We start from the raw sequence: 12115 nt of genomic DNA, 5'->3' as shown, positions 1-12115 counted from the left end.
CCCGCACGCGACGCGTGGACCGCGCTCGGCGGCGCCTCGGCAACGCGTGCGCAGCTGAAGGTCATCGCCGAGATCAAGCGCCGGAGCCCGTCCAAGGGCGACCTCGCGAGCATCGCGGACCCCGCCTCCCTCGCCGTGCAGTACGCCGACGGCGGCGCCGCCGCGATCAGTGTCCTGACCGAACAGCGCCGCTTCAACGGTTCGCTCGCCGATTTCGATGCCGTCCGGGCAGCCGTGGACATTCCGCTGCTGCGCAAGGACTTTATGATCGACGAGTACCAGATCTGGGAGGCGCGGGCACACGGGGCCGACCTCGTCCTGCTGATCGTGGCGTCCCTCTCCGATGCGCAACTGCGCGAGTTCAGCGCCCTCAGCCGCGAACTCGGCATGAACGTGCTCGTCGAGACACACACCGCCGGGGAAATCGAGCGGGCTGTTGCCGCGGAAGCCCGGATCATCGGCGTCAACGTGCGCAACCTCAAGACGCTCGACGTCGACCGTTCTGTCTTCGCCGCACTCGCCGGAGGCATCCCCGCCGGCGCGCTCGTCGTCGCGGAATCGGGCGTCCGCGGCGTCGACGACGTCCGGCACTACGCCGCTAACGGTGCCAACGCAGTCCTCGTCGGCGAAGCCCTGGTCAGCGACGCGACCCCCCGGGAGCGGATCGCCGAATTCATGGCCGCCGGAGCAGAAGAAATCGCCGCACGGTCCTGACCCGTGCTCCGGACGGGCAACGCCCGGCCGGATGCCGGCAGCGAGTCTGTGCAGCACCCAGATCTAATTAGCAGTGGAACAGGATGGTGAGACTGATGGTCGATGCGCCAGCAGCCGGCTCAGACGAAAGCGCCGTGGACGCGTTCCTGCAGGGTGGAGAATCCCTGCGGCACGCCCCCGGACCCTACTTCGGATCCTACGGCGGCCGGTGGATGCCGGAGTCCCTCATCGCCGCCCTGGATGAGCTCGAGGACACTTTCGAGAAAGCCAAAGCCGATCCCGAGTTCACCGCGCAGATCGCGGAGCTGAACAAGAACTACTCCGGCCGGCCCTCCCTGCTGACCGAGGCCAAGCGCTTCGCCGAGCACGCCGGCGGGGTCCGGATCTTCCTCAAGCGCGAGGACCTGAACCACACCGGGTCGCACAAGATCAACAACGTGCTCGGCCAGGCACTCCTGGCCAAGCGCATGGGCAAGACCCGTGTCATCGCCGAGACCGGCGCCGGGCAGCACGGTGTCGCCAGCGCCACCGCCGCCGCCCTGATGGGCCTGGAATGCGTCGTGTACATGGGCGCCGAAGACTGCCGCCGGCAGGCCCTCAACGTGGCCCGGATGGAGCTCCTGGGCGCCACCGTCATCCCGGTGACCAACGGCTCCCAGACGCTCAAGGATGCCATCAACGAGGCGCTCCGCGACTGGGTCGCCAACGTGGACACCACGCACTACCTGCTGGGCACTGCTGCCGGGGCGCACCCGTTCCCGGCCATGGTCCGTTACTTCCACGAGGTCATTGGTGAGGAGGCCCGCGCCCAGATCCTGGAGCAGACCGGCCGCCTGCCCGACGCCGTCTGCGCCTGCATCGGCGGCGGCTCCAACGCCATCGGCATCTTCCACGGCTTCCTGGACGATCCCTCGGTCAAGATCTATGGTTTCGAAGCCGGCGGCGAGGGCGTCGAAACCGGACGCCATGCCGCCACCATCACGCTCGGCAAGCCCGGAGTGCTGCACGGCGCCCGCTCCTACCTGATGCAGGACGACGACGGCCAGACTATCGAATCGCACTCCATCTCCGCAGGCCTGGACTACCCCGGCGTCGGGCCCGAACACTCCTACCTGGCGGACATCGGACGCGTCAGCTACGAGCCCATCACGGACAGCGAGGCCATGGACGCGTTCCGGCTGCTCTGCCGCACCGAGGGCATCATCCCGGCCATCGAGTCGGCGCACGCCCTGGCCGGTGCCATCAAAGTCGGCCAGCGGCTGGCCGCCGAAGCGGGGGCCGCAGGCAAAGCAGCGGACAAGATCGTGCTCGTGAACCTCTCCGGCCGCGGCGACAAGGATGTGGCCACCGCCGCTGAATGGTTCGACCTGCTGGACAAGGATTCACCCGAGCACGAGATCGCCAAGGAGGGGGAGCAGCTGTGAACCACGTCGAATTGACCCCACAGGGCGCCAGCAAATCGGCCGCGGCCATTGACCGAGCCAAAGCCCAGGGCCGAGCCGCCCTCATCGGCTACCTGCCCGCCGGCTACCCGAGCGTCGAGGCCACCATCGCAGCCGGCATCGCCCTCGCGGAAAACGGCGCGGACCTGATCGAAATCGGCATCCCGTACTCCGACCCGGTGATGGACGGCCTTGTTATCCAGGCCGCCACCACGGAGGCCCTCGCCAAGGGCTTCCACGTCAAGCAGGTCTTCGACGTCGTCCGCGGCATCACGAGCAAGACCGACGCCGCCGTGCTGGTCATGACCTACTGGAACCCCGTTGTCCGGATGGGCGTCGATGAATTCTCCCGCCAGCTCGCCGACGCCGGCGGAGCAGGGCTCATCACCCCGGACCTGATCCCCGATGAAGCTTCCGAATGGATGGCGGCCTCGGACAAGTACGGCCTGGACCGGGTGTTCCTCGTGGCGCCGTCGTCCTCGCCGGAGCGCATGAAGCGCACCGTCGAGGCGAGCCGCGGCTTCGTCTACGCCGTCTCGATCATGGGCGTCACCGGCGCCCGCACCTCGGTCAGCTCCGCGGCCAAGGATGTTGTGGCCGCCGCGCGCGCCGCCGGCGCCGAACATGTTTGCGTCGGTCTGGGCGTGTCCAACGCGGAGCAGGTCCGCGAGATCGCCGCCTACGCGGACGGCGTGATCGTCGGCACCGCACTGGTCGTGGCCATCGGCGACGGCGGCGTGGATGCGGTAGCGTCCTTGACGAAAGACCTCAGCACCGGCCTCACCAGGGAAGAAGCTTAAACACATGCAGTCAGTCCTCCACGCGGCAGCGATGATCCCCGCGAGCATTCCGAGCCCGGACTGGTCCGGCTTCGACATCCCGCTGCCATGGGGGTCACTGCGCATCCACGCCTACGCCCTGTGCATCCTGCTCGGCATCATCGCCGGCCTGTGGCTCACCTCCGTCCGCTGGGCCAAGCGCGGCGCCCCGGAGGGCAGCGTCTGGGACATCGCCATCTGGGCCATCCCGTTCGGCATCATCGGCGGCCGGCTCTACCACGTGGTGTCCTCACCGGACGCGTACTTCGGCCCCGGCTTCGACGGCACCGGCGACCTGTCCCTGATCCCGCAGCTCCAGCGCGGCGGACTCGGGATTTGGGGTGCCGTGCTGCTGGGCGCCGTGGGAGCGTGGATCGGCTGCCGCAAGGCGGGGGTGAAGCTGAGCGCGTTCATGGACGCCGCAGCGCCCGGACTGCTGCTGGCCCAGGCGATCGGCCGCTGGGGCAACTACTTCAACCAGGAACTGTTCGGTGGCCCCACCACACTCCCGTGGGGTCTGCAGATTGACGCCGACAACCCGAATTTCCCGCCCGGCATGGCCGCGGACACGCTCTTCCACCCGACGTTCCTCTACGAATCCCTCTGGAACCTGGCCGGCGTGGGCATTCTGCTGTTGCTTGACCGCAAGTTCCGCTTCCGCCGCGGCCGGCTTTTCTGGCTGTATGCGGTCTATTACACGCTGGGGCGGGTCTGGATCGAAGCGATGCGGATCGACGACGCCGAGCAGATCAACCTCTTCGGCATCACCACCCGCCTGAACGTGTGGACGTCCATCTTCGTGCTCCTGGGCGCGCTGGCCGCGTTCATCATCCTGGGCCTGCGCAAGCGCACGGAACCCGACACCGTCTACCTGCCGGGCCGCGAGCCGGCGGGGACTGACGCCGACGCCGACGCCGACGGGAACCCGGACGCCGACGCCGACGCCGAGGCGGACAGCGACGCGGCAAACAGGGAGCCGGCCACCGTTCCGGCCGACGCTGCAGGTGTCCGCCATTCGGATTCTGCTGTCTCAGATAGTGAATCGCGTGATAATCTCCCTGAGAACCAAAGCGGTCCAGGCCACGTTTCCGCCCCAGCTGAAACGTCCAAGGAATCCACTGGCGGCACCAAGCCCGCCACGGGAGCACCGGCGGCCGGAACACCCGGCCACCAGGGCGCTGGAACCGCGCCGGATGCTGAGGGCACCAAATAGCTCAGCCCCGGCAAACCGGGCCGCGGAGTCACCCCTCGCAGAGCCCGTTTCCACAGCGTCGTGGCAACAGGGAAGGCAGCGGACAGCAGACAGTGGCTGTTTCGCGCAAGCCCAGGCCGGCGGCCGCGTAACTGTTAGTGCAGGAAGCGGCGCTGACCTACAATTCGAATAAGAAACACTTTGTTGTGCCCGTCACGCCGGCGCACCGATGCGGGCCAATGTTGTCCCTCCCATACGCACGATCAGGAGGAAGGACGTCTCCCATGACCCAAACCCTGCACAGCCCCAGTTGGTCCGAGCCTCAAGAGGCCGCCATGTCACCTTTCAAGCGCTTCGCGGCACTTCCCGAAGCGGCCGGGCTCTACAACCCCGAGCAGGAGAAGGACGCCTGCGGCCTCGCCATTATCGCCACGCTGCGGGGGGAGCCGGGCTATGACATCGTTGACGCCGCCCTGACCGCCCTGCGCAACCTCGAGCACCGCGGCGCCGTGGGCGCCGACGAAGGCACTGGCGACGGCGCGGGACTGCTTATGCAGGTCCCGGACGAGTTCTTCCGTGCAGTCACCGACTTCGAGCTTCCCGCCCCCGGTCAGTTCGTGGTGGGCACGGCCTTCCTGCCGGCCGAAAAGCGCGAATCCGACGCCGCTAAGGCGGGCATCGAAAGCCTTGCCGCCGACGAGGGCATGACGGTCCTCGGCTGGCGTGAGGTGCCGATCGTCGCTGACCTCGTCGGGGCGATGGCCCGGGCCTGCATGCCGTACTTCTCCCAGCCGTTCTTTGCCTCCAGCACCGGGGAAGTGCTGGAGCGCAACGAACTCGACTCCCGTGCGTGGCGGATCCGGAAGCGGGCGCAGAACAAGTTCGGCGTGTACTTCCCGTCGCTGTCCTCCCGGACCATCGTTTACAAGGGCATGCTGACCACGGCCCAGCTCGAGCCGTTCTACCCGGACCTCTCGGACAAGCGCTTCAAGACCAAGCTCGCGATCGTCCACTCGCGATTCTCCACCAACACCTTCCCGTCCTGGCCGCTGGCCCAGCCCTTCCGGACCATCGCCCACAACGGCGAAATCAACACGGTCAAGGGAAACCGCAACTGGATGCGTGCCCGCCAGTCGCAGCTGGCCAACCCGTTGCTGGGGGATTCACCCGAGGAGCTGTACCCGATCTGCACCCCGGGCGCTTCCGACTCGGCCTCCTTCGACGAGGTCGCGGAACTGCTCTGGCTCTCCGGCCGGCCGATCACCCACTCGATCATGATGATGATCCCCGAGGCCTGGGAAAACCACGCCACGATGGATCCTGCCCGCCGCGCCTTCTACGAGTACCACTCCATGCTGATGGAACCGTGGGACGGCCCCGCCGCCGTTTCCTTCACCGACGGAAACCTCGTCGGCGCCACCCTGGACCGCAACGGGCTGCGCCCCGGCCGGTTCTGGATCACCGAGGACGGTCTGATCATCTTTGCCTCCGAGGTCGGCGTCATCGACGTCGAACCCTCCAAGGTGGTCAAGAAGGGCCGTGTCTCACCCGGCAAGATGTTCCTCGTCGACACGGACGCCGGCAGGATCATCGATGACGCCGAGGTCAAGGCCGAGGTGGCGGCAGCCAACCCGTGGGCCGATTGGGTCAGGGAAAACCTGATCGACCTGAAGGACCTGCCCGAACGCGAGCACGTGGTGCACACCGCGGCCTCGGTGAACATCCGCCAGCGCACCTTCGGCTACACCACCGAGGAACTGAAGATCCTTCTCGGCCCGATGGCCCGCACGGGCGCCGAGCCGCTCGGAGCCATGGGATCCGACACTCCCGTGGCCGTGCTCTCCAAGCGGCCGCGGCTGCTGTTCGACTACTTTGTGCAGTCCTTCGCGCAGGTCACCAACCCGCCGCTGGACGCCATCCGCGAGGAACTTGTCACCTCGCTGACCTGTGCCATCGGGCCCAACGGCAACCTCCTGGACACCAAACAGGTCCGCCAGCCGCAGGTTTCGCTGCCGTTCCCCGTGATCAACAACGACCAGCTCGCCAAGATCGCGAACATCGAAAACGCCGACGGCGACCGCGTCGCCATGAAGGTCCGCGGCCTGTACCGCCCCGAAGGCGGCGAGAACGCGCTGCGCGCCCGGCTGACCGAAATCTGCGAGCAGGTTTCCGGCGCCATCAACCGCGGCGTGCAGTACGTTGTGCTCTCGGACCGTGACTCGAACGCCCAGTGGGCGCCGATCCCGTCCCTGCTGCTGGTCAGCGCCGTGCACCACCACCTGCTGCGCAGCGCCAACCGGACCAAGACCGCCCTCGTCGTGGAGGCCGGCGATGTCCGCGAGACGCACCACGTGGCCGTGCTGATTGGCTACGGCGCCTCCGCCGTGAACCCGTACCTGGCCATGGAATCGGTGGAGCAGCTCATCTCCACCGGCGACGTCGTCGGGGTGACCGCGCAGGACGGTGTCTACAACCTGATCAAGGGCCTCGGCAAGGGTGTCCTGAAGATCATGTCCAAGATGGGCATCTCCACCGTTGCCTCCTACACCGGGGCACAGACCTTCGAAGCCCTTGGCCTTGGCCAGGACCTGGTGGACGAGTACTTCTCCGGCACGCACTCGCAGCTGGGCGGCGTCGGCCTCGAGGTCATCGCGGCCGAGGTCGCGGCACGCCACCGGATGGCGTACCCGGAGAACGGTATCGAGCAGCCGCACCAGGCTCTGATGGGCGGCGGCGAGTACCAGTGGCGCCGCGACGGCGAGCCGCACCTGTTCAACCCGGAGACCGTGTTCCGGCTGCAGCACGCCACGCGTGAGCGCCGGTACGACATCTTCAAGGCCTACACGCGTGGTGTGGATGACCAGTCCGAGAACCTCATGACCCTGCGCGGGCTCCTGAAGTTCAAGGCCGGGCTGCGCCCCGCGGTCCCGCTCGAGGAAGTGGAGTCCGTCTCCAGCATCGTCAAGCGCTTCTCCACGGGTGCGATGAGCTACGGCTCCATCTCGCAGGAGGCCCACGAAACCCTCGCGATCGCCATGAACCGGCTGGGCGGCAAGTCCAACACCGGTGAGGGCGGCGAGGACGTGGACCGGCTGCTCGATCCGACGCGCCGTTCCGCGGTCAAGCAGATCGCCTCCGGCCGGTTCGGCGTGACCAGCCTGTACCTGACCAACGCCGATGACATCCAGATCAAGATGGCGCAGGGCGCCAAGCCCGGCGAGGGCGGCCAGCTGATGGCGCAGAAGGTCTACCCCTGGGTGGCCCGGACACGGCACTCGACACCCGGCGTCGGGCTCATCTCCCCGCCCCCGCACCACGACATCTATTCGATCGAGGACCTCGCCCAGCTGATCTACGACGCCAAGCGGGCCAACCCTTCGGCGCGCGTCCACGTCAAGCTGGTCTCCGAGGTCGGCATCGGCACGGTGGCTGCGGGCGTCACGAAGGCGAAGGCCGACGTCGTCCTGGTTTCCGGGCACGACGGCGGAACCGGCGCCTCGCCGCTGAACTCGCTCAAGCATGCCGGTGTGCCGTGGGAGCTGGGCCTCGCCGAGACCCAGCAGACCCTGATGCTCAACGGCTTGCGTGACCGCGTGGTGGTGCAGGTGGACGGCCAGCTCAAGACCGGCCGCGACGTTGTGATCGCCGCGCTGCTCGGCGGCGAGGAATTCGGTTTCGCCACCGCCCCGCTGGTGGTGTCCGGCTGCATCATGATGCGCGTCTGCCACCTGGATACCTGTCCGGTGGGCGTCGCGACGCAGAACCCCGAGCTGCGCTCCCGGTTCAACGGCAAGCCGGAATTCGTGGTGAACTTCTTCGAATTCCTTGCCGAGGAGGTCCGCGAGATCCTGGCCGGGCTTGGCTTCCGCACCATCGAGGAAGCGATCGGCCACGCCGAAATGCTCGACACCCGCGAGGCGATCAACCACTGGAAGGCCGAAGGGCTGGACCTTGACCCGATCCTGCACGGGCTCGAGTTCGACGACGACGCCCCGCTGCGCAACCTCACCGGCCAGAACCATGAGCTGGACAAGCACTTCGACCAGCGCCTGATCGCGATGGCCGCGGAAGCCCTGAGTGACCGGACCCCGGTCAAGATCGCCGTCGACGTCATCAACACGGACCGCTCGGTGGGCACGATGCTGGGCCACGAGGTCACCAAGACCTTCAGCACGGACGTGCTCGCCACGGACACCATCGACATCACGCTGACCGGCACCGCCGGGCAGTCGCTCGGTGCCTTCCTGCCGGCCGGCATCACGCTGCGGATGTTCGGTGACTCGAACGACTACGTCGGCAAGGGTCTTTCCGGCGGGCGCATCATCGTCCGGCCGGACCGCACCAACGTGTTCCCGGCGGAGCGCAACGTGATTGCCGGCAACGTCATCGGCTACGGCGCGACGAGCGGCGAGATGTACCTGCGCGGCCAGGTTGGCGAACGCTTTATGGTCCGCAACTCCGGCGCCACTGCGGTGGTCGAAGGAATCGGCGACCACGGCTGCGAGTACATGACCGGCGGGCAGACGCTCATCATCGGGCGCACCGGCCGCAACTTCGGTGCCGGCATGTCCGGCGGCACGGCCTACGTCCTGGACCTGCAGACCGAACGCGTCAACAAGCAGGCCCTGGAATCCGGTGAGCTGCAGCTGCGCGAACTGGACGCCGAGGACCGCGACATTGTCCATGGACTGCTGCTGAAGCACTCCGAGGAGACCGAATCGCTGCTGGCGGCACGGCTTCTGGAGAACTTCGACGACACCGCAGCCCGCATAACCAAGGTGCTGCCGCGCGACTACGCGGCCGTACTGCAAACCCGCCTTGACGCCATCGAAGAGGGCCTTGACCCCGACGGCGAAGAAGTTTGGTCTCGAATCCTGGAGGTGACCGGTGGCTGATCCACGCGGATTTCTGAAAGTACGTCAGCGCGAAACCCAGCCCCGCCGTCCCGTTCCGGTCCGCATCATGGACTGGAAGGAAGTCTATGAGGCCCAGGAAAAGGGTGTCCTCAAGGCCCAGGCCGGCCGCTGCATGGACTGCGGTGTGCCGTTCTGCCACCAGGGCTGCCCGCTGGGCAACCTCATCCCGGAGTGGAATGACCTCATCTGGCGGGACAAGGGCGAGGAAGCGATGGAGCGGCTGCACGCCACCAACAACTTCCCCGAATTCACCGGCCGGCTCTGCCCGGCACCCTGCGAGGCGTCCTGCGTGCTGGGCATCAACCAGCCTGCCGTGACCATCAAGCAGGTTGAGGTCTCGATCGTGGACCAGGCGTTCGAGAACGGCTGGGTCAACCCNNNGGCCCGCCTCAGCGGCAAGACGGTCGCCGTCGTCGGCTCCGGTCCCGCCGGACTCGCCGTCGCCCAGCAGCTGACCCGGGTGGGCCACACCGTCGCCGTTTACGAGCGCGATGACAAAATCGGCGGCCTCCTGCGGTACGGGATCCCCGATTTCAAGATGGAAAAAGAGCACGTGGACCGCCGCCTGGAGCAGATGAAGGCCGAAGGCACCCGCTTCCGGACCGGCGTCGCCGTCGGCACCGACGTGACGTGGGAGCAGCTCCGCCGCCGGTACGACGCCGTCGTGGTGGCCACCGGCGCCACCGTCCCGCGTGACCTGCCGATCCCGGGCCGCGAGCTCGAGGGCGTGCACTTCGCGATGGACTACCTCGTCCCGGCCAACCGCGTGGTGGCGGGGGAGACGGTGGAAAACCAGATCAACGCCGCCGGCAAGCACGTGATCATCCTTGGCGGCGGCGATACCGGCGCGGACTGCCTCGGCACCGCACACCGGCACCAGGCTGCGTCCGTCACCACCCTCGCGATCGGCAAGCAGCCGCCGGCGGAGCGCGCCAGCCACCAGCCGTGGCCGACGTTCCCCACCCTGTTTGAAGTTGCCAGCGCCCACGAGGAAGGCGGCGAACGCACCTACCTCGCCTCCACCGTGGAGTTCGTCGGCGAGAACGGCAAACTGACCGGGGTGAAGGTCGCAGAAACCGAATTCGTCGATGGCAAGCGCCTCCCGAAGGCCGGCACCGAGCGGATCATCCCGGCGGACCTGGTCTTCCTGTCCCTGGGCTTCACCGGCCCGGAGCCGGCAGGGATCACCGAGCAGGTCAGCGCCGAGTTCGACGGCCGCGGCAACGTGGCCCGTGACGGCTACTACATGACCAACACGGAAGGCATCTTCGTGGCCGGTGACGCCGGCCGCGGCCAGTCGCTCATCGTCTGGGCCATCGCCGAGGGACGCGCCTGCGCCGCCGCGGTGGACAAGTTCCTGATGGGCAGCACCATCCTTCCGGCCCCCGTGGCCCCGACCGACCGGGCCATGGCCGTCCTGTAAGTCGCAGTTGTTTCCCGGCGGCCGGCCCCGGCCGATACCGCCAACAACTTCATCCATGCAATCGACTACTAGGGTAGGTATATGAGACGCGCTAAAATAGTGGCCACGTTCGGACCGGCAATCGCGAGCTTTGAGAACACTCTCGCCGTGCTGGAGGCTGGGGTTGACGTTGCCCGCATGAACATGAGCCACGGCGACTACGCCGTACACGACGCCACGTATGAGAACGTCCGCAAGGCCGCCGGCCAGCTCGGTAAGGCCGTGGCCATCATGGCCGACCTGCAGGGGCCGAAAATCCGCCTCGGCCGGTTCGTCGACGGACCGCACCTGCTGGCCGTCGGCGACACGTTCACCATCACCACCGAGGACGTCCCGGGCACCAAGGACATCTGCTCCACGACGCTCAAGAGCCTCACCGAGGACGTCAATCCCGGCGACGCGCTCTTGATCGACGACGGCAAGGTGGCCCTCCGGGCCATCGACGTCGACGACGTCAAGGTGGTCGCCCAGGTGATCGTTGGCGGCTACGTGTCGAACAACAAGGGCATCAACCTGCCCGGCGTTGCCGTCAACGTCCCCGCACTGAGTGAAAAAGACGAGGACGATCTGCGCTGGGCGATGCGCCGCGGTGTGGACATGGTGGCCCTGTCCTTCGTCCGCGACGCCTCGGACATCAAGCGCGTCCACGAGATCATGGATGAAGAGGGCCGCCGCGTCCCGGTGATCGCCAAGATCGAGAAGCCGCAGGCTGTTGAGCAGCTCCCCGAAATCATCGACGCCTTCGACGCCATCATGGTGGCCCGTGGCGACCTCGGCGTGGAACTTCCCCTCGAGGAAGTGCCGATCGTGCAGAAGCGCGCCGTCGAACTCGCGCGCCGCTGGGCCAAGCCGGTCATCGTGGCAACCCAGGTGCTCGAATCCATGATCGACAACCCGCGGCCGACCCGCGCCGAGGCCTCCGACTGCGCCAACGCGGTCCTCGACGGCGCCGACGCAGTCATGCTTTCGGGCGAGACCAGCGTGGGCAAGTTCCCGATCGAGACCGTCAAGACCATGGCGCGGATCATTGAATCCACCGAGGTCCACGGCCTGGAGCGCGTCCCCCCGCTGGGCACCAAGCCGAAGACCCGCGGCGGCGCCATCACCCGTGCCGCCGTCGAAATCGCCGACCAGCTGGATGCGAAGTACATCTGTACCTTCACCCAGTCCGGTGACTCGGCCCGGCGTCTGTCGCGGCTGCGTCCGATCCGCCCCGTGTTCGCCTTCACCCCGGTGGAGCATGTCTGGAACCAGCTTGCACTGACCTGGGGCATCCAGCCGGTCCTGGTCCCGATGGTGGGCCACACCGACGAGATGACCGCACAGGTTGACCGCAGCCTGCTGAACATGGACCTCGTCGAGGACGGGGACATGGTGGTCATCGCCGCCGGTTCGCCTCCCGGAAAGGCCGGTTCCACGAACATGCTGAAGGTCCACAAGGTGGGCGACCTCGCCGACGCGGGCAGCCATGGCGGGACCGAAGTCACCAAGGACAAGGTCGGCCCCTGGCCGGAACGGAAGAAACGGAACAGCAAGATCTAGTTCTGCTGCTCCAGACATAAAGGGAGGGT

Annotated in this window: 7 protein-coding genes; all 7 read left to right on the top strand. The window is 67.2% G+C overall.

The genetic code is table 11. The features are described from left to right. On the top strand, positions 1-714 hold a 714-nt coding region (gene trpC / locus K789_RS0114895), incomplete at its 5' end, for an indole-3-glycerol phosphate synthase TrpC (protein WP_024367453.1). Positions 715-809: 95 nt separating this feature from the next. Continuing rightward, a complete protein-coding gene (trpB, locus tag K789_RS0114890) occupies positions 810-2138 on the top strand; it encodes a tryptophan synthase subunit beta (protein WP_024367452.1) in 1329 nt (442 codons plus the stop codon). A gap of 11 nt (positions 2139-2149) precedes the next feature. Beyond that, positions 2150-2956, top strand: a complete 807-nt coding sequence (gene trpA / locus K789_RS0114885; protein ID WP_024367451.1) for a tryptophan synthase subunit alpha — start codon at positions 2150-2152, stop codon at positions 2954-2956. Between the two features lie 4 nt (positions 2957-2960). Beyond that, positions 2961-4187 carry a prolipoprotein diacylglyceryl transferase gene (lgt, locus tag K789_RS0114880; protein WP_024367450.1) on the top strand — a complete coding sequence of 409 codons (1227 nt, stop codon included), beginning with the start codon at positions 2961-2963 and terminating at the stop codon, positions 4185-4187. A 263-nt stretch (positions 4188-4450) separates the two neighbouring features. Then, positions 4451-9061 carry a glutamate synthase large subunit gene (gltB, locus tag K789_RS0114875; protein WP_024367449.1) on the top strand — a complete coding sequence of 1537 codons (4611 nt, stop codon included), beginning with the start codon at positions 4451-4453 and terminating at the stop codon, positions 9059-9061. Then, positions 9054-10505 carry a glutamate synthase subunit beta gene (locus K789_RS0114870; protein ID WP_024367448.1) on the top strand — a complete coding sequence of 484 codons (1452 nt, stop codon included), beginning with the start codon at positions 9054-9056 and terminating at the stop codon, positions 10503-10505. The genes gltB and K789_RS0114870 overlap by 8 nt, the downstream gene beginning before the upstream one ends. Positions 10506-10586: 81 nt before the next feature. Then, positions 10587-12086: a pyruvate kinase gene (gene pyk / locus K789_RS0114865; RefSeq protein WP_029705114.1), complete on the top strand. Its 1500-nt coding sequence runs from the start codon at positions 10587-10589 to the stop codon at positions 12084-12086. Positions 12087-12115: the final 29 nt, after the last annotated feature.

The sequence above is a fragment of the Arthrobacter sp. TB 26 genome, assembly GCF_000427315.1.
Taxonomy (GTDB): Bacteria; Actinomycetota; Actinomycetes; order Actinomycetales; family Micrococcaceae; genus Arthrobacter.
Note: the sequence above shows the minus strand (reverse complement) of the source record. Positions and strands in the feature narration are given on the sequence as shown.

What these genes read in the sequence shown, in the direction of transcription:
- trpB (WP_024367452.1), top strand. Translation starts at nt 810, where the DNA reads ATGGTCGATGCGCCAGCAGCCGGCTCAGACGAAAGCGCCGTGGACGCG.
- lgt (WP_024367450.1), top strand. Translation starts at nt 2,961, where the DNA reads ATGCAGTCAGTCCTCCACGCGGCAGCGATGATCCCCGCGAGCATTCCG.
- gltB (WP_024367449.1), top strand. Translation starts at nt 4,451, where the DNA reads ATGACCCAAACCCTGCACAGCCCCAGTTGGTCCGAGCCTCAAGAGGCC.
- pyk (WP_029705114.1), top strand. Translation starts at nt 10,587, where the DNA reads ATGAGACGCGCTAAAATAGTGGCCACGTTCGGACCGGCAATCGCGAGC.